A 23,249-nucleotide genomic window follows, 5' to 3' on the forward strand; every position below is an offset into this window, starting at 1 on the left:
ACCCGACGGAGGAACTCCCACCATGTCCGGACTGCTGGCCGGTAAGCGGCTGCTGGTCACCGGCGTCATCACCGACGCCTCGATCGCCTTCTCGGTGGCGAAGCTCGCCCAGGAGAACGGCGCGCAGGTCGTGCTCACCGGCTACGGCCGGCTCTCCCTCGTCGAGCGGATCGCCAAGCGGCTGCCCGAGCCGGCCCCGGTGATCGAGCTGGACGTCACCGACGCCGAGCACCTCGCCGGGCTGGCCGACAGGGTCCGGGAGCACGTCGACGGCCTCGACGGGGTGGTCCACTCGATCGGGTTCGCCCCGCAGAGCTGCCTCGGCGGCGGCTTCCTCGACGCGCCGTGGGACGACGTGGCCACGGCGCTGCACGTCTCGACGTACTCGTACAAGTCCCTGGCGATGGCGGCGCTGCCGCTGATGGGCCCGGGCGGCGCGGTGGTCGGCCTGACCTTCGACGCCACCAAGGCGTGGCCCGTCTACGACTGGATGGGCGTGGCGAAGGCCGGGCTGGAGTCGGCGTCCCGCTACCTCGCCCTGCACCTGGGCAAGCGGGGCGTCCGCAGCAACCTGGTCGCCGCCGGCCCGCTGCGGACCATCGCCGCGAAGTCGATCCCGGGCTTCGAGCAGTTCGAGGACGCCTGGGCCGAGCGCGCCCCGCTGGGCTGGAACCTCACCGACCAGGAGCCGGCCGCGCGGGCCTGCCTGGCCCTGCTGTCGGACTGGTTCCCGGCCACCACCGGCGAGATCGTCCACGTCGACGGCGGCTACCACGCCATCGGCGCCTGACCGGCAAGGAAGGGCCCTTTCTTAACGCATTCGGTATAGGAAGGGCCCTTCCTGACACGCGCCCAGACGCGCCACGCCCCGGTGGCGCGCGGCCCGTAGCGGGCAGGGGCCCTGCTGGGCGTGGCCAGGCCGGCGGGGTAGTTAACTGCTGCGTTCAGGTAACGGAAGAATGGGCGGCATGGCGTACGACGCGTTGGTGCTGGTCTCCTTCGGCGGCCCCGAGCGGCCCGAGGACGTGCTGCCCTTCCTGCAGAACGTGACCCGGGGCCGGGGCGTGCCGCCGGAGCGGCTGGCGGAGGTCGCCGAGCACTACCAGCACTTCGGCGGCGTCTCCCCGATCAACCAGCAGTGCCGCGACCTGCTCGCCGCGATCCGGGCGGACTTCGCCGCCCACGGCGTCGACCTGCCCGTCTACTGGGGCAACCGGAACTGGCACCCGATGCTCGCCGACACCGTGGCGCGGATGCGCGACGACGGGGTCACCACCGCGTTGGCGTTCGTGACCAGCGCCTACGGCGGGTACTCCTCCTGCCGGCAGTACCAGGAGGACATCGCGCGGGCCCGGGCGGCGGTCGGCCCGGACGCCCCGGTGATCGACAAACTCCGCCAGTTCTGGGACCACCCGGGCTTCGTCGAGCCGCACGCCGACGCGGTACGGGCGGCGCTCGCCCAGCTCGACCCGGCGAAGCGGGCCACCACCCGGCTGGTGTTCACCGCCCACTCGATCCCCACCTCGATGGCCGCGAGCGCCGGCCCACACGGCGGCCGGTACACCGCCCAGCTCGCCGAGGTCGCCCGGCTGGTGCACGCGGCCGCCGCGCCCGACCTGCCGTACGACCTGGTGTGGCAGAGCCGGTCGGGCCCGCCGCACGTGCCGTGGCTGGAGCCGGACGTCAACGACCACCTCGCCGCGCTCGCCGAGGCGGGCGCCACGGGCGTGGTGGTCAGCCCCATCGGGTTCGTCTCCGACCATCTGGAGGTGGTCTGGGACCTGGACACCGAGGCGCTGGAGACCGCCAAGCGGGTCGGGCTGGACTTCGTCCGGGCCGCCACCCCGGGCATCGACCCGCGCTTCGTGGCCATGGTGCGGGAGCTGGTCGCCGAGCGCACCGAGCCGGGCGCGGAGCGGCAGCGCCGCCGCCTCGGCGAGCTGCCGCTGTGGGACACGTGCCCCGCGGTGTGCTGCGTGCCGGCCCGCCGCCCCTGACCCATCCCGCCCCCGACACCCCCTTGGGACGACAGATGCTTGAGCGCAAGCCGGTGCAGAGCTGGCTGACCGACATGGACGGCGTGCTGGTGCACGAGGGCCAGCCGGTGCCCGGCGCGCCGGAGTTCATCAACCGGCTGCGGTCCTCCGGCAAGCCGTTCCTGGTGCTCACCAACAACTCCATCTACACGCCGCGGGATCTGCAGGCGCGGCTCACCCGGATGGGCTTCGTGCTGCCCGAGCAGGCGATCTGGACGTCGGCGCTGGCCACCGCGCAGTTCCTGGCCGACCAGCGGCCGGGCGGCACCGCGTACGTGATCGGGGAGGCCGGGCTGACCACGGCGCTACACGCGGTCGGCTACGTGCTCACCGACTACGCGCCCGACTACGTGGTGCTCGGCGAGACCCGCACCTACAGCTTCGAGGCGATCACCAAGGCGGTCCGGCTGATCAACGACGGGGCCCGGTTCATCTGCACCAACCCCGACGTCACCGGCCCGTCGGTGGAGGGCGCGCTGCCGGCCGCCGGCTCGGTGGCGGCCATGATCTCCAAGGCGACCGGCGTGGAGCCGTACTTCGTGGGCAAGCCCAACCCGATGATGATGCGGTCGGCGCTGAACACCATCGAGGGGCACTCCGAGACGACCGCGATGATCGGCGACCGGATGGACACCGACGTCCTCTGCGGCCTGGAGGCCGGCCTGGAGACGATCCTGGTGCTGACGGGCATCAGCACCCGGGCGGAGGCCGAGCGGTACCCGTACCGGCCGTCCCGGATCGTCGACTCCGTCGCCGACCTGATGGACGAGATCTGACCCGGCCGGTCGGCGGCCGCCCGTCCGGGGCGGCCCGGACGCGTCCGCCGCGGGGCGGCGTCAGAGGCGCAGCGGGGCGTTGCAGGCGGCGACGAGGGCCTGCCGGCAGGCGGTGGTCAGCGGCCGCAGCGCCGCGTCGCGCTGCTGCGCCTCGTAGTTGTTGATCGCCCCACCCGGCGCGCTGTGCCCGGCCAGGGCCAGCACCCGGTCGAGCACGGCCGCGCGGGCGAACAGCCGCCGCGCCCGCGGGTCGAAGCCCGGGGGCAGGTCGGTGGCGCCGTCGGGGCGGCGCAGCGCGGCGAGCGCGCCCGCCAGCTCCGGCCGCCACTGGGCGACGTCGAGCCGGGTCAGCGCGGCGGTGGTCTCGGCGAGCGCGGCGGCCAGCTCGGCCTCGGCCTCGGCGGCGCCGGGCGAGGCCGCCGACGCGGCCGGCGCGTCGGCGGGCAGCGGGTAGACCCGCCAGAGCACCGTCTCCCAGGTCATCCCGGAACCGGAGGTGTGGGTGCGGACCTCCGGGATCAGCCCGAGGCTCCCGGCGACGACCGCCTCGCCGGCGAGCAGTGCCGCTCCGGTGAAGTCGCCCGGACCGGGCAGCCCCCGCGGGTCGCCGGGTGCGGGCAGCACCAGGCGGATCTCGTCCGGAGAGAGCTTCGCCAGGACGGGCAGCGCGTCCCGCAGCGGGACGTCGGTCCAGGTGCCGGGGGCGTCCGCGACGAGGTGCTCCTCGTCGCCGGAGATCTCCTCGGCGACCTCGTCGTACGGCACGAGCCCGGCGCGCCACGCGCGTACCCAGGCAACGAACCGGCTCGACCGGCGCGGCGCGAGCGTCATCGCGCCCGTTGCGGGGGAGGACATGCAAGAGAGGGTACGTCGTCCCCGGCGCCTGTGTCTCGACTGCCGAGGGCGCGGCGATCCCTGCCCCGACCTGCCCCCTATGGGACAGTGGCGACCGGTCTGCGCCTTTCGTCGCCCGTGATCGACTTCCCCGGCGCGGCTGCCGCGCGGGGGAGCACGCCCGGCGTTAGCGTGACCGGATGCGGCGGTACGGCGAGGACGTGTTGGCGGGGGACTGGCGGCGGCGGAGGGCGACCCCGGAGGTGGACGCCGAGCCGGACCTCGTGGTCGAGGACGCGGACTCCGGTTTCTGCGGCGCGGTCGTCGGGTTCGAGTCGGGCGCGGTGGTGCTGGAGGACCGGCACGGCCGGCGGCGCAACTTCCCGCTGCTGCCCGCGGCGTTCCTGCTCGACGGCCAGCCGGTGACGCTGCGCCGGCCGACCCGGACGCCGGTGCCGGCGGCCCGCCGGCGCACCGCATCCGGGTCGATCGCGGTGGACGGCGTCCGGGCGCAGGTGGCGAAGGCCAGCCGGATCTGGGTGGAGGGGGTGCACGACGCCGCCCTGGTCGAGCGGATCTGGGGCGACGACCTGCGGATCGAGGGCATCGTGGTGGAGCCGCTGGACGGCATCGACGACCTGGAGGCCCGGGTGCGCGACTTCGCCCCCGGGCCGGGTCGCCGGCTGGGCGTGCTGGTCGACCACCTGGTGTCCGGCTCGAAGGAGAGCCGGATCGTCGCGCGGGTCACCTCGCCGCACGTGCTGGTCACCGGGCACCCGTACGTCGACGTGTGGCAGGCGGTCCGGCCGGCCGCGCTCGGCATCGCGGCGTGGCCGGTGGTGCCGCCGGGGCGGCCGTGGAAGGAGGGGGTCTGCGCGGCACTCGGGGTGGCCGAGCCGGCCGACATGTGGCGGCACATCCTGTCCCGCGTGGCCACCTTCGCCGACGTGGAGACGCCGCTGATCAACTCGATGGAGCGGTTGATCGACTTCGTCACCGAGCCGGCGCACTGATCGCCTGCTCCGGGCCCGGTCAGGGCTCCTCGTCCGAGGTGCGGGTGAAGACGAAGGTGGCGATGTCCAGGGCGACCGGCCGGCCTGCCTCGTCGCGGAGCACCGTGAGGATCTCGCCGTCCTGCGCGCCGGAGCGCCCCCGCCAGCGGTCCGGTCCCTCGGGGACGAACCGCAGCGAGGGGTTGCCGACCGGCCCGGCCCGCAGCTCGCCGGCCGCCGCGTCGGCGCGGAACTCGAACTCCTTGCCCATCCACCACCAGCGGCCGGTCAGCTCGGCCAGTTCGGCCGGGGGCGGGGCGTCGGCCGGGCGCCACGGGGTGACCGGGGCCGGCAGGGCGTCCAGCACGGTCGTCAGCAGCCGCTGGCCGAGCGCGCCGAGGCTGCCGACCCGCAGGCCGTACGAGTTGGCGAAGCCGACCACCGAGGTGCGGGTGGGGCGGTGCACCGCCAGGCACGCGACGTAGCCGGGCATCGAGCCGCCGTGGCCGACGTACACCCGTTCGCCGCAGCGGTAGAGCTCGACGCCGAGGCCGTGCCCGCCGGTCCACGCGTCCAGGTCGCTGATCACGACGGGGGCGCACATCTCGGCGAGCGTCTCCGGGGCGAGCACGGCCGGGTCCGGATCGGCCAGGAACGCCGCCCAGCGGACGAGGTCCTCGATCGTCGACCAGAGCTGCCCGGCCGGCGCCATCGCCCCGGTGTCGGTGCGCGGCTCCTCCCGCAGCGTGTCGTGCCACGGGTGCACCACGTACCCCCGGGCGAACGGCTCGCTGGCCTGGTACGTGGTGCGGCCCATGCCCAGCGGCTCCAGGAGGCGCTGCCGGAGCAGGTCGAGCCAGGGCGTGCCGGTGACCGCCTCCAGCAGCCCGCCCAGCAGCCCGTACGCGAGGTTGGAGTAGTGGTAGACCCGGTGCGGCGGGTACGCGATCTTCCGCTCGCTCACCCCGGCCAGCACCGTGGCCAGGTCGCCGACCTCCGACCGCTCCCACCACCGGCCGTCCGGCTCCCGTTGCAGCCCGCCGGCGTGGCCGAGGAGCTGGCGTACGGTGAGCGCGCCGACCCCGGTGCCGGGCAGGTGCGCCTCGAGCGGGTCGTCGAGGGTCAGGGCGCCGGCGTCGCGCTGCTGCATCACCAGCACGGCCGTCATGGTCTTGGTGATCGAACCGACCCGGTACTGCAGGCCGGCGTCCGGGCGCGGGTGCTCCCCGGCGGCGGCCAGGTGTGCCAGCCGCCCGTCGCGGACCACCCCGAGCACGAGCGAGGGCGTACGGCCGGCGGCCTGCGCCTCGGCGACGAGGGCGTCGACCCGGCGGACGGTCTCGGGCGGTAGCGACACGGCGATCCTCCACTGCTCGGCACGGGCGCCGCCGAGCTTACTGATCTTGCCAACGGGCCGCACGTGCTTCCGCATGTCACGATCGGGGGGTGGACGCGGTGTTCTGGGTCGTGCTGGGCGTGGTGCTGGCGGTCGCCGAGATCCTCACGACGACGCTCTTTCTGATCATGTTCGCCGTCGGCGCGTTCGCCGCGGCCGGGGCGGCGGCCCTGGGCGCGCCGACAGCCGTGCAGGCGCTGGTCTTCGCGGTGGTCTCGGCGCTGACCGTGGCGGTGGCCCGGCCGGCGATCCGGCGGCACGCCAGGCCCGCCCTCGGCGACCAGCCGTTCGGGGTGGCGGCGATCGAGGGGGTCAGCGCGCTGGTGCTGGAGCCGGTGGACGCCGAGCGCGGCCTGGTCAAGATCGACGGTGAGCTGTGGAGCGCCCGCTCGTACGACGCGACGCAGAGCTTCGCGCCCGGTCAGCGGGTGCAGGTGATCAAGGTCCAGGGCGCGACGGCCCTGGTGTGGCAGGACGACGTTTCTTCCCCGGGCGAACTGCCCGGAACGAGAGGGTGAAGGGTATGGAGTTTGTGACGGTGCTGTTGGTCGCCGTGGCGCTGATCGCCGTGGTGACCCTGATCAAGGCGGTGCGGATCGTGCCGCAACAGCGCCAGGACGTCGTCGAGCGCCTCGGGCGGTACAAGCGCACCCTGAACCCGGGGCTGAACCTGCTGGTCCCCTTCATCGACGCGGTCCGCACCAAGGTCGACATGCGGGAGCAGGTCGTCAGCTTCCCGCCGCAGCCCGTGATCACCTCCGACAACCTGGTGGTCTCGATCGACACGGTGCTCTACTTCAAGGTCGTCGACTCGGTCCGCGCGACGTACGAGATCTCGAACTTCCTCCAGGCCATCGAGCAGCTCACCGTCACCACGCTGCGCAACGTCATCGGCTCGCTCGACCTGGAGCGGGCCCTGACCAGCCGGGAGGAGATCAACCGGCACCTGTCCGGCGTGCTGGACGAGACGACCGGCCGGTGGGGCATCAAGGTCACCCGGGTGGAGATCAAGGCCATCGAGCCGCCGCCGAGCATCCGCGACTCGATGGAGAAGCAGATGCGCGCCGAGCGGGACCGCCGGGCGGCGATCCTCAACGCCGAGGGCCTGAAGCAGTCGCAGATCCTCACCGCGGAGGGCGAGAAGCAGGCGGCGGTGCTGCGCGCCGACGGTGACCGGCAGGCCCGCATCCTCCAGGCCGAGGGCCAGGCCAAGGCCATCCGGACGGTGTTCGACGCGATCCACCAGGCCAACCCGAGCCAGAAGGTGCTCGCCTACCAGTACCTGCAGGCGCTGCCGCAGATCGCCAACGGCACCGCGAACAAGGTCTGGATCGTCCCGGCGGAGCTGACCAAGGCCCTGGAGGGGATGGGCGGCGCGCTGGGCGGGCTGGCCGACATGGTCGGCGACGTGCCGTCGCCGGAGGCGGCCAGGGACGCCGGCGAGGTGGAGCGGGAGGCCGCCGAGGCGGCGCGGGCGGCGGCGACCGCGGCCCAGGAGATCCACGACGAGGTACGCGTCGCCGAGGCGCAGGCCAGCGGCGGCAAGGGCGCGCAGGGGCTGCCGGCGCCCGAGCCGGTGTCCCCGGCGAGCCTGCTGAACGACCCGGCCGACCGGCGCGAACGGGGCTGACGGCGGCCCGGCCGAGGACCGGGCGGGAATGAGAGAAATCCTCATGCGGCGCTCCGGTGCCTGACACGATCGGTCCCGAGGGACGGGTGGTGACCAGGAACGGGGCGCCGCGGCGCGCCCCGGCTCCGCCGAAGAGCGCAGCGAGGTGACGCATGGACAGGGACCCGGCGAACAAGATCTTCTCCAGGGCGGCCGTGCCCGGCGCGCACGACCCGGCCGGGCCGCTGGGCACCCGGCGTACCGGGGGCGGGTTCGGGGTGCTGCCGTTCATCGTCGAACCGGCGCCGCCCGGCCCGGCGACCAACGCCACCTGGGCGTGGTCGCTGCGCCGCCTCGGCCGCGCGGCGGTCTGGCTGCTGCCCGCGTACGCGCTGCTGTACGGCGTGGTGGCGATGGCCAGCGACGGCGGGGTCGGCAACGACCCGTACCCGGCCGACGGCCGGCCGCTGTACCTGCTCGGCTGGGTCGCCGCCGTCTGGCTCGGCCTGCTCGCCCTGCTGGCCCTGACCGGCCTGCTCGCCGCCACCCGAAGCCGCGGGTCGGCCGTGGCCGGGCTGCTGGTCAGCATCGCCGGGACCGTGCTCATGCTGCCCTTCGCCGGGCTGGCCGAGCAGGCCCCGGTGTTCGGCACCACGGCCCGCACGCTCGTCCTGGTCGGCGCCGGCTGCTACACCGTCGGCTGGTTCCTGACCGGCTGGGCGGTGGCGCGCTCCGGGACCTTCAGCATCGCCGACGGCGGGATGCTGATGGTCGCCGCTCCGCTGCTGGGCGTCGGCGGCGCGCTGGTCGGCTCGCTGCAGACGTTCGGGGCGCTCTTCGTGCTGATCGCCGGGATCGGCATCGGCTACCGCTCCGGCCGGCTGCTGCCGGCGGCGATCGTCCGGGACGCGGCCAGCGCCAGCGTCGCCACCGCCGCCCCGGGTGGCGGCGCCGTCGCGGGGCCGGGCGGCCCCGTCGCCGCCGGCTGACGCCGCCCCGCCCGGGTTGCCCCCCCCCCCGCGCCGGGCCTGCCCTGCGCGATCCAAGATCCGGACAAGTTCACGGAAAGTGTCACTTCAGCGCGACGGCAGGCCACAGTTTCTGGGAAACTGCGCGGATCTTGACGCGTCCCGTTGGGGGCGGGGTGGGTGGGTTCGGCAGAGAGAGTGCTGGCAGGCCGCGGTGAATTCGCTGACAATCGCCGGCCGGGCTGGCCGGATCGCGGCTTTCGTGGCAATCCTTGGGGCCATGGCTCCCCTGTCGCGGCTGTTCACCGTGCTGCTCGCCGGCCTACTCGCCGGCCTCGCCCTGGCGGTCGCCGCGCTGCCGGGCAACCTGCTGCTCGGCTGGGCCGCGAAGTCGGCCATCGGGTCGTACGCCGCGCTGCCCGCGGCGCTGCGCACCCCGGCGACCCCGCAGCGGTCGTACGTCTACGCCAGCGACGGCAAGACGCTGATCACCACGTTCTACGACGTGAACCGCACCGACGTGCCGCTGACCGAGATCGCCCCGGTGATGCGCCAGGCCATCGTCGCCGCCGAGGACCGGCGGTTCTACGACCACGGCGGCGCCGACCTGCGCGGCCTGGCCCGCGCCCTCGTCGCCAACGTCACCGGCGGCACCGAGCAGGGCGGCTCGACGCTGACCATGCAGTACGTCCGCAACGTGCTCAAGACCGACCCGAACCGCACCGCCGAGCAGCGGGCGGCCGCCACCGAGCAGACCGTCGGGCGCAAGCTCCAGGAGATCCGGTACGCCACGGCGCTGGAGCAGCGGCTGAGCAAGGACGAGATCCTCAACCGCTACCTCAACATCGCGTACTTCGGCGCCGGCGCGTACGGGATCGCGGCGGCCAGCCAGCGCTACTTCGGCAAGGCGCCGGCGGACCTGACCCTCGCCGAGGCGGCCCTGCTCGCCGGGCTGGTGCAGTCCCCGGACGCGTACAGCCCGATCGGCGGGAACGCCGACGCGGCGCTGGCCCGGCGCGCGTACGTGCTCGACTCGATGGTCGCCACCGGCGCGGTCACCGCGCAGCAGGCCGCGGCGGCGAAGGCCGAGAAGCTCGCCCTGCACCCCACCGCGCAGCCCAACGGCTGCACCGCTGTGGCCGACGGCCACGACGACTGGGGCTTCTTCTGCGACTACCTGCGGCAGTGGTGGCTGACCCAGCCCGCCTTCGGCGCGACAGTGGACGAGCGCGAGCAGGCGCTGCGCCGGGGCGGCTACACCGTGGTCACCTCGCTGGACCCGAAGATCCAGGCCACCGCGCAGCAGCAGGCCACCGCCGTCTACGGGTACGACAACAAGCGTGCCCTGCCGATCGCCGCCGTCCAGCCGGGCACCGGCCGGGTGCTGGCCATGGCCGTCAACCGGCACTACAGCCTCGACGCGAACCCGGCCGGGCAGGCCAACCACCCCAACACCGTCAACCCGCTGATCTCCGGCGGCGGCGGTGTCGACGGCTACCAGGCCGGCTCCACGTTCAAGCTGTTCACCATGCTCGCCGCGCTGGAGTCCGGGCGGCCCCTGGCCACCGGCTTCGACGCGCCCAGCAAGCTGCCCACCCGGTACCCCGACGGGGGCGAGGGCAACTGCGACGGCAAGTGGTGCCCCGCGAACGCCAACCCGCAGTGGATGGACGGCTACCGCACCATGTGGGACGGCTTCGGCCGCTCGGTGAACACCTACTTCGTCTGGCTCGCCGAGCAGGTCGGCGAGGACAAGGTGGTCGAGATGGCGCAGCGCCTGGGCATCCGGTTCCGGGCCGACGCCGACGCAAACTTCGCCCGCGACGACGCGGCCAACTGGGGGTCGTTCACCCTCGGGGTGGCCGCCACCACCCCGCTCGACCTGGCCAACGCGTACGCGACCGTGGCCGCCGAGGGGACGTACTGCACGCCGCTGCCGGTGGTCTCGGTGACCGCCGGCAACGGCGAGAAGGTGCCCGTCGGCGAGCCGTCCTGCAAGAAGGTGCTCGACACCGACGTGGCCCGGGCGGCCACCGACGCGGCGCGCTGCCCGGTCGGCCAGCAGACCACGTACGGCCAGTGCGACGGCGGCACCGCGACCGCCGTGGACCGGATCGTGGGCCGCCCGGTCGCCGGAAAGACGGGCAGCTCCGAGGAGAACGCCACGGAGACCTTCGTCGGCTTCACCCCGCAGGCGGCCGTCGCCGGCATCGCCGCCAACCCGGACGACCCGGGCGACTCCGTCGGCTCGGCCGTGCAGGCCCGGGTCATCGACGCCGTGGCCCGGGTGATCAGCACGGCGGTGGCCGGCCAGCCGGTACGCGACTTCACCGCACCCAGCCGCGAGCTGGCCGGCGAGGTGCACCGCCCGGTCGAGCCCACGCGGCCGCAGCAGCAGTCCGACCGGAGCGGCCTTCCTCCCGGCCTGCTCCGCTGGCTGCAGGGCCGGCGCGGCTGACCTCCCGAGGCGAGGCCCGCCGGTGGGTCGCCGGTGGGTCGACCCGGGGCGGTGGTCAGCGGTCGGCGCCCGGCTGCCAGAGGACGTCGCCGGCGTAGGACGGGTGGTCAGCGGACGCCGACGGCCAGCCGGTCCGCGAGGTCGCGGGCATGGGCGGCCGCCGGCAGACCGCGCTCCGGATCGGGGGCCTCCGACAGGAAGACCAGGGCGAGCATCACCGCCGCGTCGAGCCGACAGACCAGCAGCGCCGGGTCGTCCGGCGGGGGCACCTCGGCGCAGGCCGCGTACCCGGCGCGTACGGCGGCGACGTCCAGCTCGTTCTCGGGGTAGCGGGCGTACTCGACGAGCCGGCCGAACTCGACGGTGGCGTCCCCGAGCAGGGCGTTGGACCAGTCCAGCAGCGCCGCCGTCCGGCCGTGGGCGCGACGGATGTTGGCGCTGCGTACGTCGAGGTGCACGAGGCCGGCGCCGGTGACGCCGGCGAGCCGGCTCAGCAGCAGCGCGGCATCGGGCCCGGCGGGCCAGTCGGCCACCAGCCGGCCGATCTCGTTCCAGCGCCGCCGCAGCCTGGTGGCGATCACCTCCGCGCCGCGCAGGCCCTCCGTCGCGGCGGGAAGCACGCGCGGCGGTGGGGGCAGTCGGTGCAGGCGGGCCAGCAACCGGCCGAGATCGTGGCAGTCGAGCGGGCTGCCGTCGTCGTCGACGTATCGCGAGACCAGGACGTCCGGAAGGTCCCCCGCCGCGCCGCCCGGGGTGCTGCCGGCGTCGTTTCCGAGGTGGATGCTCACCGGCTCGGCCACCGGGAAGCCCAGGCCGGACAGGTGCCGGGTGATCTCGTACTCCTGGATCAGCAGGGCCCGGGTGTCCACCCCGGGATCGTTCGCGTTCGAGTCGAACCTGCGCGGGGCCAGTCGGAGCACCACGGGCCGCCGTCCCGTGGCGAGTCCCCGGTAGACGGTGAACTCGAGCCCCTGGCCGATCAGCTCCAGGCTGTCGAGCCGCCAGCGGGTGGCGAGGCGTTCCATCAGGTCTTCTCGGGCGTCCACGCGGTACCTCGTCTCTCGCGTCGTTCTCGTCTTCCGTCCGGCCGCCGGCGGCCTGTCTCACCCGGCCCGGCCGTCCCGCCTCACCGGGCCCGGCCGTCCCGCCTCACCGGGCCCGGCCGTCCCGCCTCACCGGGCCCGGCCGTCCCGCCTCACCGGGCCCGGCCGTCCCGCCTCACCCGGCCCGGCCGTCCCGCCTAAGGGCCGGCGCGACGAGCGGGCACAGGGCCAGCAGCACCACCCCGCCGGCGGCGAACGCCCCCCGCGGGCCGGCCGTGTCGGACACCCAGCCGAAGGCCAGCGCGCCGAACGGCATCATCCCCCAGGCGACGAGCCGGTAGACGCCCGTGGCGCGGCCCCGCAACCGATCCGGGATGATCGACTGCCGCAGCGAGACCGCGACGACGTTCCACACCATGATCCCGGCGCCGCCCGCGGCCCACGCGACCGCCACCACGGCCGTGCTGGCGGTCGCCGCCACACCCAGGCCCGCCGCGCCGATCAGCGCCAGGCTGCCGAGCAGCGCCGGCACCCGCCCGGCCGATCGGGCGACGGCGGCCGCCACCGCACCGCCGAGCACTCCGCCCAGCGCACCGGCGGACACCAGCAGGCCGTAGGCCGCGGACGGCAGCCCCAGGACCTCCCGGACGAGGATGACGAAGACGGCTATCTGGCCGAGGTAGACCGCGTTGATCAGCCCGGCGGTCACCGTCAACACGCGCAGCAGGGGATCGCCCGCCACGTAGGCGACCCCGTCCCGGATGTCCCGCCACAGCCGTACGCCGGCGTGGCCGTCCGTCGCGGGTGCCGCCGGCGCGGCGGCCGGGCCGCGGATGTTGGCCAGCAGCGCCGCCGAGAGTAGGAAGGAGACCGCGTCCACCGCGAACGGCACCAGGCGGTGGGCCGCGAAGAGCACCCCGCCCAGCACGTGGCCGAGCAGGTCGCGGCAGAGCGTCTGGACGGCGAACAGGCGCGAGTTCACCGTCTCCAGCCGCTCGGGCCGCACCACGCTCGGCAGGAACGCGAACGCGGCGCAGTCGAACAGCACCTCGCCGACACCGAGCAGGAACGCGACCGCCACCAACGGCCAGAGGGTCAGCCACCCGGCCGCCAGCAGGCCGATCGCGGCCACCAGCGTCCCCGCGCGGAGCAGGTCGGCCCGCACCATGAGCCGGCGCCGGTCGACCCGGTCCGCGTAGGCGCCGGCGGGCAGCCCGAACAGCAACCAGGGCAGCGTCGTGGCCGCGGTCACCACGGCCACCTGGAAGCCGTCCCGCAACAGCACCGTCGCCAGCAGGGGCAGCGCGGCGAACCGGATGCCGTCTCCGAGGGCGGAGACGCCCGCCGCGCCGACCAGCCAACGCGCGGCGGTGCCGCCGCCGGCCGCCACGTCGACGCCGGTACTCCGCTCCATCAGCCGGGCCGCCCGGGAGAGAACACCGCACAGCGCAGTTCCGTCGTGTACCGCTGTCCGTCCACGGCGAACCACCGCTGGTCGGGCCCCGGCAGCATCTCGCTGATCTCCACCGTCCCCCGGGCCCGCCTGGCCAGGCGACACAGTTGGCGGACGAGCAGCGGCGCCTCCCAGTCGACGTAGATCGGCTTCGGCTCGCCGGGCAGCTTCACGAAGACGTGCCGCGGCAGGCCGTGTTCGGCGCGCAGCCGGCGCGCGGCCAGGAACTCGGCGGCGTCGTCCGCCGCCACCCGGTCGCCGGAGTACGCCAGCCCGCGCAGCCGGTCGGCCGGCACCCGCCACGTCTCCCGCTGGAGCACCACCCGCCCGCACCGGATCCGCGGCACGTGCGCCAGTACGGCGGTCTGGAGGCCGACCCCGCCGAAGTGCCGGGGGAACGAGAACGGCGACAGGGGATCCTGCCGGATGCTCGGCCCGCCGGCCGGCGGCGCCATCAGCCGGATCCGTCCGGTGACGCCGTACGCCCGCAGCTCCGCCCGCCCGTCCCGGACCGTCACGTACAGCTGGGACGGCTGGATCACCTGGTCGCGCCGCTGCCGGGAGCGCCCGTAGACCTCCAGGTCCAGGCACGGGTAGCAGAGCTGGGTGGAGGACTTGTCCGGGTGTCCCCGGGTCAGGTTGACCAGCACCTCGTCCTCGTCGAGCAGGGACAGGTAGCCCTGGTACACCTCGGGGAGCAGGTCCGGCGCGCGCTCCTGCACGAGCGGGCCGAAGCTGGTGTGGGTGATGACCTCGCGTACGGCGTGGCAGTCACCGATCACCGCCGTGAAGTCGCCGGCGGCCAGGGCCTCCCGGCTCGGCGCGGCGAACAGCACGTCCGGGTTGCACACCGCCGACGGGTGGGCGACGCACTCCTTGAGGACCTCCGCCATCCGCGCGCGGTCGACGACCACCTCGGAGCGGTCGGTGTCGGCACCCAGCAGCGTCGACATGATCGCCTCGTCCAGGGCGGCCAGCTCCGCGTCGATCGGCGCGCACTCGGCGGCGAGCCGGTCGCGGTCGGCGATGAACTCCGCGTACAGCAGGTCGAGGGGCACCTCCACCCCGGGGCCGAACCGCTCGGTCAGCCACCGGGTCAGCACCCGCATCTCGCGCCGCATGCGCAGCCGCGGCCCGGCCAGTACCACCTCGTACACGATGGACAGCTCGTCGGCGACGAAGCGCGCGACGTCGGGTCCGATCGTGAGTTCCCGCAGCGGCGAGTGGGCCTCCTCGAAGAGGATGGCGCGGTCGGCGTAGTGCAGTCCGCTGTTGCGGTTCGCCGGGCCGCCGGTGAGCCGCTCGAAGCGGGCCTTCGCCTCGGCCAGCAGCCCGGGGCGGGCGGCCGGCGGCGCGGCGGCGAACCGCACCAGGTCGCGCTCGAACGCGGCGACCTCGTCGAGGACCGGCCGGGCGTGCTCGTCGTCGGCGGGCAGCAGCTCGCGCAGGGCGGCCAGCGGACGGGAGTCGCCGGCCGGAACCTCCAGTTCCGCGATGAGCTGCTCGTCGCGCACGAGTGCGGACAGCACCTCGTCGAACGACCGCCCGTTGCCGGCGCCGTACTCCTGCCACTCGGCGCGCAGCTCGCGGAGCGTGCGCTCACCGTCGCAGCGCCGCCAGAGCCGCTCCTCGGCCGGCGACACGTCGGTCCGCGCGACGTGCCGGAAGTGCCATTCGGTGTCGAGGCCGTCCCGCGTGGTGAACGCGTACAGGTCGAGCCGGCCGTCGCGCAGGAAGGCCAGGGGCCGCCGCCGCGGACGCACGTACCCGGCCAGCTCGGGGATCTCGCCCGCCGCCATGGCGAGGCGTTCGGCGGCCCAGTGGGCGAAGCAGGCGTGGCGCCGCAGCGAGCCCCCGGCCGCGAAGGTGATGCCCGGGGCGGCGCCGACCCGTCCGACGGTGAACGGCCCGAAGTGGGAGTTGGTCTCGTTCTTCGTCGTGACCCGCTGCAGGTACATGGTGAGCAGGTCGGTCATCTTCCGGGTCCGCCGCCCCACCTCGCCCCGGAACGCCTCGGGCCCGGCCCGGAACGAGTCGAGCCAGGCCGCGAACCCGGGGTAGGCCGCGTCGTTCGACAGCAGCAGCACCTCCCGCAGCGCCGGATCCGCGAAGGCGGCGACGACCGCGAGACCAGCCGCCTCCAGGCGCTGCCGGTGACGCTCGCCGAACGCCGACCACGCCCGCGTCAGCGCGGCGGCGCCCTCCTGGTACGCGCGCAGCACCGACGCGGCCGACTCGGGCAGCTCGGCGGCCACGGCCGCGTAGTCGTCCGCCGGGATCGGGCGCAACTGGCCGATCCGGGACGACACCCGCTGCCGGCCCGCCACCCGGTGCGACCGCAGCAGGCCCCGCGCCTCGTCGGCCCGCGCGATCAGGGCGGCCCGCCGGGCGAGCAGATCGTCGGCCTCCGCGCCCGCCTCCGGGGCGACGAGCGGTTCCAGCAGCTCCATGGGGAAACCGGCCTGCCGCAGGACGACGACCGGCATCAGGTGCCACGTCGCCTCGGTCGCCCGGAACGCGCCGTCGCCCGGCGCGGTGGCCGCAACGCTGTCCGTGGTCATCGGCGCACCCCGCTGACGTGTCCGGCCCGACGCCCGCGCAGGGCGTCGACCAGGGCGTACGGCTCGGCGACCGGCGCCGGCAGCAGCCCGGGGGCGGACACCCACCGTTTGACGCGTGGGCCGTGGTAGTCCGAGCCGACGGTGGGTGTCAGCCCGGCGGCGGCGCACAGCCGCTCCAGCCGGGCGCTCTCCCGAGGGGTGTGCCAGCTGGTCCAGACCTCGAGCCCGGCCAGCCCGGCCGCCGCCCACTCCCGCAACGTGCCGAGGCACTCGGCGTCCGACATCGACGCCAGCAGCGCGGCCGGGTGGGCGAGGACCGCGACCCCACCGGCGTCGGCCACCCACCTCAGCGCCTCGGTCAGGTGCGGACGCCAGGGCTGCGGCACGTGCAACGGTTGACCCGGCCGGCACCAGTCCTCGGCGATCTTCCAGTAGGTGTCCGGCCCGTACCCGCGGAAGCGGGGATCCTCGCCGGCCACCTCGGCCAGCAGCGCCAGGTAGTCGCCCACGTAGGCGACCCGGTCGCCGCCCAGCCGGGCGGCCACCCGCGCCCAGCCGAGCGGCACGCCCAGCTCCTCGGCCCGCCGCGCCCACGTCCGCCACCAGGCCAGCTCCCCGTCGTGCACCCGGCGCAGCCGCTCGCCGAGGACCGGGTCGGCCGGGTCGACGAGATACGCGAGGCAGTGCACCTCCTCGCCGCGCCAGGTGGCGGTGATCTCGCAGCCCGGCAGCACCGTGAGGGCTTCCCCGGCGGCGCGGGCGAAGGGCTCGACGCCCGCCATCGTGTTGTGGTCGGTCACGGCGACGATCCGCAGGCCGGCGGCCAGGCACCGGGCCGCCAACCCGGCCGGTGTCTCGTCGCCGTCCGAGCAGCGGGTGTGCAGGTGCAGGTCGACCGGTGTGGCCACGGTCGCCGCGACACCGGGCATCAGCCCACCTCCGGCAACCGCCGCCGCCAGGCCGCGGCGAGCCAGCGCTCGTACTCCGGGCCGGTCGGTGTGTCGACCACCAGGCAGAGCGGCTCCAGCAGCCGGCCGGGGCCGCCGGCGAGGCCGCCGTGCAGCATGGTCAGGTTGTGCCCGAGCAGCAGGTCGCAGTGTTCTCCCGGAGCCATGACCTCCCACCGGTCGCGGAACTCCGTCCAGTTCAGCCCCGTGGCCGCCAGGGTCTGGTGGCAGTACAGCCGGGCGGCCGGTCCCGTGCAGCGGCCGCACGGGCAGCGCTCGGCGAGCGGCACCGCCGCGGGGTAGCGTTTCCGGCTCTCGGCGTCGAGGTCGTTCTCGGCGTGGTGGAAGGAGATGCCGTGCCACATGGGTTCGGCGAGGCCGAGCATGGCGCCGGGGGAGGGGTAGGGGCAGCCGTGCTCCGGCTGGCGCTCGGCCATCGCCCGCAGGTTCGCGCCGAACCAGCGGGCCGTCGCCGCGACCGGGTCGGCCGCGAAGTCGGGTCCGGTGGCGAGGTCGCGTGCGCGGACCACGCCGTCGATGACGGCGAGCCAGTCGTAGTAGGTCGTGACGCTCAGCCCCTCGCCGGGATCGGCCAGGAAGATGCCCTGGTACATCTTGTGCGCCGGTGTCGTCGTGTACCCGGAGGAGCCGAACTCGCGCAGCGCCGGATCCCAGTCGGGCGCGTCCAGCAGGCTGGGCGTCAGGTAGGAGCAGTGCTGCCCGTCGTGGTGCGGCAGCAGCGTCCGCGTCTGGTACCCGTCGGGCACGTACGTCTGCTGGGGCTTGTCGACCTCCAGCCGCATCCGGTCGGGGGCGCCCCGGTCGATCAGGGTCCTGCGGACCTGCTCGGCCAGGCCGAGGGCGAGCCCGCGGCTCTCCTCGACACCGAGCCGGAGCCGGCCGATGCGGAACACCGCGAAGCCGGTCGTGGTGAGCAGCCGGACGGCCTCGGCGGCCAGCCGGTGGGTGACCTCGTCCCGGCGGTCCGGGGCACGCAGCAGATCGGCGCAGTCGATGGACGCGGCGACGGGCGGGAATCTCATCGTGCCTCCTGCGCGTTCTCCGCCGCCCAGGGAGCCAGGCCGGACGGGGCGGTGCCGGTACGGAACAGGAAGTTGAACAGCAGGTGCGCGGCGATCTGCGGGGTGCTGCCCGACGGGTCGTAGCGCGGTGCGATCTCCGCGACGTCGAGGGCGCCGACCGGCAGCGCGCGCAGCGCCTCGTAGACGTCCAGCAACTCGCCGCCGGCGATGCCGCCCATGGTCACGTGGCCGGTGCCCGTGGCCGACGCGCTGTCGAGTACGTCGATGTCCAGCGAGACGTAGACGGTGTCGCACTGCTCGCCCAGCCGCTCGACGACCTGTCGGAGTGCGACGGCGGCGCCGTCCCGGCGGATCGCGGCGCCGGGCACGACGTGGAAGCCGCGTTCCCGCAGGCCCTGGAACTGGTCGTACTTCGTCACGTCGCCGACGCCGACGAAGGCGATGTCCTCCGGCCGCATGCCGGGCAGCTCGCTGATCCGGCGGGAGTTCGAGCCGTGGTAGAGCGGCCCGTGCAGCACGCTGGTGTTGCCGAAGTCGAAGTGGTGGTCGATGTTGACGAAACCGATCCGGGACTGTCCGGCCTCCGTCCGGGCGGCGCGGAAGCCGGCGAAGGTCGGGAACGTCGTGGAGTGGTCGCCGTTGAGGAAGATGAGGTGCGGCGCCGACCGGGCCAGTCGCTGGCTCTCCGTCGCCACCGCCTGGAAGGTGCGCACGGTGTCGGTCGGGTAGATGTGCAGGTCGCCGACGTCGGCCACCCGGGGCGCGACGTACCGGAACGTGTCACCCGTGCGGGTGTCGAGCATCTTCCACTCGCCCAGGCTGCGCAGGTAGCTGGCGAACACCAGGCTCGCCTGGCGTACGGCCCGCGGCCCCTCGGCGGCGCCCGGCCGGGAGCTGGCCGTCGCGTCGAACGGGATGCCGGAGACCGCCCACCCGTCCGGGCCCACGTCCAACTCGTCGGCGCGCGCCGACGGGGCCCCGAACAGGGTGGCCACGCCGGCCCAGCCGGGCAGCGGATCCTCGGCGAAGTCCTCTGGCTTGACGCTGTTCTGCAGCGCCGCGAAGTCCGGTAGCTCGGTCATCGGGTCTCCGATCCAGCGGTGGTGAGGGGGGCCGTCCGGTCGTGCGTCGAGGCGCGGACGATGCGGTGGGCGGCGGCGACCTTCTCCTGGAACAGCTCCCAGCTGCGCTCGGGGGTGAGGTGCGCGGGCCGGTACACGACCGGGGCGTCCTCCCGCCAGTCGGCGAAGTCCCAGTTGACGATGCGGTCCCGCAGCCGGGCGAAGTCGGGGATCAGCGGGTAGGGCACGAAGTTGTAGAGGTTGAACAGCCACAGCGCGTCGCTGTTGTCGCTCAGCCAGTCGAGCGTCTGGCGGTGCGACTGCTCGGTCTCCTCGTCGAGCCCGCCCATCATGTTCAGCACGATGTGCAGGCCGGCGTCCCTGAGGTCGTGGATCTTCTCCGTGTAGTGGTCGAGGCCGCGGGAGAGCTTGTTGAGCCGCTTCATCATCTCCGAGTCGGCCGACTCGAAGCCCAGCTCGACCGCGATGACGCCCAGCTCGCGCATGCTGTCGACGACCCAGTCCTTCACCTGCATCACGTGGGTCTGCACGATGAACCGGTAGCCGGGACGGTCCCGGAAGACGTCGATCAGGTTCTGGACCGCCTCCCGTGACTGCCCGAAGGTCTTGTCGCCGATGTAGAGCAACCGGGTGTCGGGGAAGCGGCGGGCGATGTCGTCCACCTCGGCGGCCAGGGCGTCGCGCGACACGAGGGTCAGCTGCCTGCTCCACGCGTCACCGCAGAAGGCGCACTCGTAGAGGCAGCCGTGGCTCGCGTTGAGCCGGATGAGCGGCACGCTGCCGCCGTAGTTCTCGAGGTGCCGGTACTCCGGCGTCCAGGTGATGCGTTCCGCCGACAGTCCCCGCCGGGTCGCCTTCTCGCTCTCGCCGCCGTCGCTGCCGCCCAGGACCCTGATCCGGCGGGCGAAGCCGACGTCCAGTTGGCCGCGGTGCACGAGGTGCACGGCGTCCTTCGGCGCGAGCGGTGCCATGTTGCCCCCGAGGACGACACGTCGTCCCGCGGCCTCCAGCCGGCGCGCGACGTCCAGGGTCAGTCGGAAGTTCTGGGCCAGCGGTGACGCCAGCACCAGTTCGCCCGGGACGGTCGCGTCCAGCAGCGCCTCGACGCACGCGGTGACCTCGGCGGGGGTCCTCGACAGGTCCTGGAAGGTGGACTCGAAGCCGGCGCTGTCCATCAGCGCCGTCAGGTGCGCCACCCACAACGGCATCTCCCACAGCCCCCCGGAGGGGATGAAGTACTCCGGGAAGAGTTGGCGGAACACCTTGTCGTAGTCCAGGTAGTAGTCGGCGAGATTTCGGTCCGGCTCCCGGGTCGACGGGAACGGGAGTTGCACGATGCAGCATCTGGGCACGACTCGACTCCTTCAATGGAGTTTGCGCGGCGGTCAGCGGGCAGGCATTCCTCGTCGCGAGAAGACAGCGCACCGGAGTTCACTGGTGTATTTCTCTCCGTCCACTTCCAACCAGAGGCCGTCGCGATCCGGCAGCATTTCGCTGAACTCGACATCCGAATCGACGCCCCGCACCAGCCGGAAGAGTTGCCGTACCAGCAACGGTGACGACCAGTCGACGTACACCGGCTTGGGCTCGCCCCTGACCTTCACGAATCCCGTCCGCGGCAGGCCGAGCGACCGCCGCAGGCTCTGCGCCCCGGCGAACTCGGCCGCGTCCCCGCCGGCGGGCCGGACGCCCGGGCTCCATCCCCGGAACTCGCGCGCCGGGATCCGCCGGCGAGCCCGCTGGAGCACCACCCGGCCGTACCTGATCCGGGGTAGTCTGCGGCGATCCGTGCGCAGCCCCAGGCCGCCGAAGTGGCGCGGGAAGGAGAACGGCGAGAGCGGGTCCTGGCGGATGCTGGGACCACCCGCGAGCGGCGCCATGAGCCGTATCCGCCGACCGGTGCCGCGCACGCGGAGCTCCAGTCGGTCCCGGTCGGCGACGACGACCAGTTGGCCGGGTCGGACGACGAGGTCGCGGTCCTTGGGCGAGCGACCGTAGACCTCGAGGTCCGGGCAGGGATAGACCAGTTGCGCGCCCGTCTTGTCGGGGTGGGCCCGGGCGAGGTCGACCAGCACCTCACCGTCGTCCAGGAGGTCCAGGTAGCGGGTGTGGACCTCGTCGAGGAGCTCCGGCGCCTCCGCCTGGATGAGCGGGGCGAAGCTCGAATGCGTCAGCACCTCCCGCAGGGCGTGGCAGTCCCCGACCACGGCCAGGAAGTCCCCCCGGGCCAGGGCGGCCGCGTCGGGTGCCGCGAGCATCACGTCCGGGTTGCAGAGCGCGGGCAGTTCGGCCGGGTACCGGGCGAGCACCCGCTCGACGCGTTCCCGGTCGACGACGACCTCGGGCTCGGTCCCGGTCCATCCGTCGAGCAGCGTCTCCAGGACCGCCCCGTACGCGGCGTCGATCTCCCGGTCCACCAGCAGGCAGTCGTCCCGCAGGGCGCCCCCGTGGGCGTGGAAGTCCGCGTAGAACCGGTCGAGTGGGACCTCGACCCCGCTGCCGAACCGCTCGCGCACCCACCGGGCGAGCAGTTCCCGTTCCCGCAGGATCCGCAGGCGGGGGCCGAGCAGCGCGATCTCGTACACGAGGGAGAGTTCGTGGCTGATCAACTCGGCGACGTCGGTGCCGATGCGCAGCCCCCGGACCCGCCCGTACGCCTCCTCGTAGAGGACGGACCGGTCGGCGTAGTGCGTGCCGCTGCCCCGGTTGGCGCTGGTGCCGGCGACCGTCTCGAAGTCGTCCTTGACGGCCGCCAGCGCGGCCGGACGGTCGGCCGGGGCGGCTGCCGCGAAGTCGTCGAGCGCCGTGCGGAACCGCCGCACGACCGCCAGCCCACGTGCCCCGACCTCGTGGCCCTCCGACGCCAGGCCCCGCAGCTGCGCGGCCAGCACGCCCAGCGGGTCGGGGGAGCCGATCGGGATCTCCCAGCGGCCGACGAGCCAGTCCCGGTCGACCAGCTCCCGCAGCACCTCGTCGAGGTCGCGGGTGACGGCCGGGTCGCGGCGCCGCCAGGCCGCCCGCAGCTCGGCGACCGTCCGGTCCCCGTCGCAGTGGTGCCAGAGCCACAGCTGGTCGGCGTCGAGTTCGGCGGAGGCGACCGCCACGAAGCGCCAGTCGTCCGGCATCCCGGTGGTGGTCCGGAAGGCGTACAGGGCGAGCCGGGAACCGGTCACGAAGGCCAGCGGCCGGCGCCGGGGTCGGACGAACTCGAACGCCGCGGGCTGGGCGCTGAACACCTCGGCCAGGCGCTCGCCCGCCCAGTGGCTGAGGAAGGCGACCCGGCGCAGCGGCCCGGTGGACCACGAGACGCCCGTGGCGTCGGGGTCCAGCCGGGCGACCGAGAGCGGACCGAAGTGCGAGTGGGTCTCGTTCTTCGCCGTGACCCGCTGGAGGTACATGGTGAGCAGGTCCGTCATCCGCCGTACGTGGCCGGGCGACCCGGTCGCGCCGCGGTCGAGCCACGTCGAGAAGTCCCCGAACCGCGCGTCGTTCGACAGCAGCAGCACCTCACGGAGCATCGGATCGGCGAAGAGTTCCACCACGGCTCGGCGGGAACTCGCCAGCCCCTCGGTGACGCACGAGTCCAGCCCGGTCCAGGCCCGGTCGAGGTCGTCGGCCGCCTCCTGGTAGCTCTCGACGACACGGAGTTCGGGGGCCGTGAGCGCGGCTCGCAGCCGGGCCAGCTCCGGCTCCGAGAACGGCCGGAGCATGCCCACGCCGGAGGCGAGGTCGCCCCCGGTGCCCGCGCCGGCCGCACGCAGCACCGCCTTCACCTGCCCGGCGAGGCGGCGGGTGGCGTCGCGCCGGTCGAGCAGGGCCTCGGCTCGCCGGACCGCCGGGGCGTCCACGAGCCGGTCCAGCAGCGAGAGGGGGAAACCGGCCTGGCGCAGCAGCGCGACGGGAACCAGCGACCAACCGGAGCGGACGTCGTCGGCGGAGGCTGCGACCTCCGGGCGTTTCAGTTCTGCGGCGGCAGTTTCCATGTGCGGGTCTCCACAATTGACTGTTGTGACGGCACGCCGGCAACCTTTTGCCCGGACAGGTCGGGTAG

18 protein-coding genes are annotated in these 23,249 nt (G+C 74.2%); 8 read left to right on the forward strand and 10 right to left on the reverse strand.

Going from position 1 to position 23,249, the window contains the following annotated elements; genetic code table 11:
- The first annotated feature begins 22 nt into the window (after positions 1–22).
- The 3 genes from fabI (at position 23) to ACGFIZ_RS27670 (ending at position 2,812) form a co-directional block, all read left to right on the forward strand.
- Positions 23–790: an enoyl-ACP reductase FabI gene (gene fabI, locus ACGFIZ_RS27660; RefSeq protein WP_393423999.1), complete on the forward strand. Its 768-nt coding sequence runs from the start codon at positions 23–25 to the stop codon at positions 788–790.
- A 178-nt stretch (positions 791–968) separates the two neighbouring features.
- Positions 969–1,997, forward strand: coding sequence for a ferrochelatase (locus ACGFIZ_RS27665; protein WP_393424002.1), 1,029 nt, complete (start codon positions 969–971; stop codon positions 1,995–1,997).
- Entirely contained in the window at positions 1,949–2,812 is an 864-nt protein-coding gene (locus tag ACGFIZ_RS27670) for an HAD-IIA family hydrolase (protein ID WP_393424005.1), read from the forward strand. The genes ACGFIZ_RS27665 and ACGFIZ_RS27670 overlap by 49 nt, the downstream gene beginning before the upstream one ends.
- Positions 2,813–2,872: 60 nt before the next feature.
- Here the strand turns inward: ACGFIZ_RS27670 and ACGFIZ_RS27675 are convergent, their stop codons facing one another.
- Positions 2,873–3,667 (reverse strand): hypothetical protein, encoded by a 795-nt coding sequence (locus ACGFIZ_RS27675; RefSeq protein WP_347671272.1) that lies wholly within the window; start codon positions 3,665–3,667, stop codon positions 2,873–2,875.
- A gap of 179 nt (positions 3,668–3,846) precedes the next feature.
- Between ACGFIZ_RS27675 and ACGFIZ_RS27680 the strand changes: the two genes are divergently transcribed.
- Positions 3,847–4,659 (forward strand): DUF3097 domain-containing protein, encoded by an 813-nt coding sequence (locus ACGFIZ_RS27680; protein ID WP_393424008.1) that lies wholly within the window; start codon positions 3,847–3,849, stop codon positions 4,657–4,659.
- A 19-nt stretch (positions 4,660–4,678) separates the two neighbouring features.
- On the opposite strand, the gene ACGFIZ_RS27685 is transcribed toward ACGFIZ_RS27680, so the two are convergent.
- Entirely contained in the window at positions 4,679–5,995 is a 1,317-nt protein-coding gene (locus ACGFIZ_RS27685) for a serine hydrolase domain-containing protein (RefSeq protein WP_393424082.1), read from the reverse strand.
- 89 nt (positions 5,996–6,084) lie between these two features.
- Here ACGFIZ_RS27685 and ACGFIZ_RS27690 point away from each other — a divergent pair, with 89 nt between their 5' ends.
- The 4 genes from ACGFIZ_RS27690 to ACGFIZ_RS27705 all read left to right on the forward strand — a co-directional run bounded on the left by ACGFIZ_RS27690 (position 6,085) and on the right by ACGFIZ_RS27705 (position 11,069).
- Positions 6,085–6,552, forward strand: a complete 468-nt coding sequence (locus ACGFIZ_RS27690) for an NfeD family protein (RefSeq protein WP_393424011.1) — start codon at positions 6,085–6,087, stop codon at positions 6,550–6,552.
- A gap of 5 nt (positions 6,553–6,557) precedes the next feature.
- The gene (locus tag ACGFIZ_RS27695; protein ID WP_393424014.1) at positions 6,558–7,664 is read left to right on the forward strand and encodes an SPFH domain-containing protein; all 1,107 of its coding nucleotides are present in this window, start codon (positions 6,558–6,560) and stop codon (positions 7,662–7,664) included.
- A 152-nt stretch (positions 7,665–7,816) separates the two neighbouring features.
- Positions 7,817–8,632, forward strand: coding sequence for a hypothetical protein (locus ACGFIZ_RS27700; RefSeq protein WP_393424017.1), 816 nt, complete (start codon positions 7,817–7,819; stop codon positions 8,630–8,632).
- Positions 8,633–8,891: 259 nt separating this feature from the next.
- Positions 8,892–11,069: a transglycosylase domain-containing protein gene (locus tag ACGFIZ_RS27705; RefSeq protein ID WP_393424020.1), complete on the forward strand. Its 2,178-nt coding sequence runs from the start codon at positions 8,892–8,894 to the stop codon at positions 11,067–11,069.
- A gap of 107 nt (positions 11,070–11,176) precedes the next feature.
- Here ACGFIZ_RS27705 and ACGFIZ_RS27710 read toward each other — a convergent pair whose 3' ends face one another.
- The 8 genes from ACGFIZ_RS27710 to ACGFIZ_RS27745 form a co-directional block, all read right to left on the reverse strand.
- On the reverse strand, positions 11,177–12,115 hold the full coding sequence (locus ACGFIZ_RS27710) for a phosphotransferase family protein (protein WP_393424023.1): 939 nt from the start codon (positions 12,113–12,115) through the stop codon (positions 11,177–11,179).
- A 172-nt stretch (positions 12,116–12,287) separates the two neighbouring features.
- Positions 12,288–13,526 (reverse strand): MFS transporter, encoded by a 1,239-nt coding sequence (locus ACGFIZ_RS27715; RefSeq protein WP_393424026.1) that lies wholly within the window; start codon positions 13,524–13,526, stop codon positions 12,288–12,290.
- Positions 13,526–16,126 (reverse strand): lantibiotic dehydratase, encoded by a 2,601-nt coding sequence (locus ACGFIZ_RS27720; protein WP_393424029.1) that lies wholly within the window; start codon positions 16,124–16,126, stop codon positions 13,526–13,528. Before ACGFIZ_RS27720 ends, ACGFIZ_RS27715 begins: the two co-directional genes overlap by 1 nt.
- On the reverse strand, positions 16,123–17,055 hold the full coding sequence (locus ACGFIZ_RS27725) for a PHP domain-containing protein (RefSeq protein ID WP_393424032.1): 933 nt from the start codon (positions 17,053–17,055) through the stop codon (positions 16,123–16,125). The genes ACGFIZ_RS27720 and ACGFIZ_RS27725 overlap by 4 nt, the downstream gene beginning before the upstream one ends.
- Complete coding sequence (locus ACGFIZ_RS27730; RefSeq protein ID WP_393424035.1) at positions 17,055–18,116, reverse strand: hypothetical protein; 1,062 nt, start codon at positions 18,114–18,116, stop codon at positions 17,055–17,057. Before ACGFIZ_RS27730 ends, ACGFIZ_RS27725 begins: the two co-directional genes overlap by 1 nt.
- Entirely contained in the window at positions 18,113–19,198 is a 1,086-nt protein-coding gene (locus ACGFIZ_RS27735) for an arginase family protein (protein WP_393424038.1), read from the reverse strand. The genes ACGFIZ_RS27730 and ACGFIZ_RS27735 overlap by 4 nt, the downstream gene beginning before the upstream one ends.
- Entirely contained in the window at positions 19,195–20,550 is a 1,356-nt protein-coding gene (locus tag ACGFIZ_RS27740) for a B12-binding domain-containing radical SAM protein (protein WP_393424040.1), read from the reverse strand. The genes ACGFIZ_RS27735 and ACGFIZ_RS27740 overlap by 4 nt, the downstream gene beginning before the upstream one ends.
- A 33-nt stretch (positions 20,551–20,583) precedes the next feature.
- Positions 20,584–23,181 carry a lantibiotic dehydratase gene (locus ACGFIZ_RS27745; protein ID WP_393424043.1) on the reverse strand — a complete coding sequence of 866 codons (2,598 nt, stop codon included), beginning with the start codon at positions 23,179–23,181 and terminating at the stop codon, positions 20,584–20,586.
- Between the last annotated feature and the right edge of the window lie 68 nt (positions 23,182–23,249).

This window comes from Micromonospora sp. NPDC048830 (genome assembly GCF_043198215.1).
Lineage (GTDB): Bacteria > Actinomycetota > Actinomycetes > Mycobacteriales > Micromonosporaceae > Micromonospora.

Excerpts from the sequence above, each read along its gene's own strand:
- fabI (WP_393423999.1), top strand. The coding sequence starts at position 23 with ATGTCCGGACTGCTGGCCGGTAAGCGGCTGCTGGTCACCGGCGTCATC.
- ACGFIZ_RS27665 (WP_393424002.1), top strand. The coding sequence starts at position 969 with ATGGCGTACGACGCGTTGGTGCTGGTCTCCTTCGGCGGCCCCGAGCGG.
- ACGFIZ_RS27675 (WP_347671272.1), bottom strand. The coding sequence starts at position 3,667 with ATGTCCTCCCCCGCAACGGGCGCGATGACGCTCGCGCCGCGCCGGTCG.
- ACGFIZ_RS27680 (WP_393424008.1), top strand. The coding sequence starts at position 3,847 with ATGCGGCGGTACGGCGAGGACGTGTTGGCGGGGGACTGGCGGCGGCGG.
- ACGFIZ_RS27695 (WP_393424014.1), top strand. The coding sequence starts at position 6,558 with ATGGAGTTTGTGACGGTGCTGTTGGTCGCCGTGGCGCTGATCGCCGTG.
- ACGFIZ_RS27700 (WP_393424017.1), top strand. The coding sequence starts at position 7,817 with ATGGACAGGGACCCGGCGAACAAGATCTTCTCCAGGGCGGCCGTGCCC.
- ACGFIZ_RS27705 (WP_393424020.1), top strand. The coding sequence starts at position 8,892 with ATGGCTCCCCTGTCGCGGCTGTTCACCGTGCTGCTCGCCGGCCTACTC.
- ACGFIZ_RS27715 (WP_393424026.1), bottom strand. The coding sequence starts at position 13,526 with ATGGAGCGGAGTACCGGCGTCGACGTGGCGGCCGGCGGCGGCACCGCC.
- ACGFIZ_RS27720 (WP_393424029.1), bottom strand. The coding sequence starts at position 16,126 with ATGACCACGGACAGCGTTGCGGCCACCGCGCCGGGCGACGGCGCGTTC.
- ACGFIZ_RS27725 (WP_393424032.1), bottom strand. The coding sequence starts at position 17,055 with ATGCCCGGTGTCGCGGCGACCGTGGCCACACCGGTCGACCTGCACCTG.
- ACGFIZ_RS27730 (WP_393424035.1), bottom strand. The coding sequence starts at position 18,116 with ATGAGATTCCCGCCCGTCGCCGCGTCCATCGACTGCGCCGATCTGCTG.
- ACGFIZ_RS27735 (WP_393424038.1), bottom strand. The coding sequence starts at position 19,198 with ATGACCGAGCTACCGGACTTCGCGGCGCTGCAGAACAGCGTCAAGCCA.
- ACGFIZ_RS27745 (WP_393424043.1), bottom strand. The coding sequence starts at position 23,181 with ATGGAAACTGCCGCCGCAGAACTGAAACGCCCGGAGGTCGCAGCCTCC.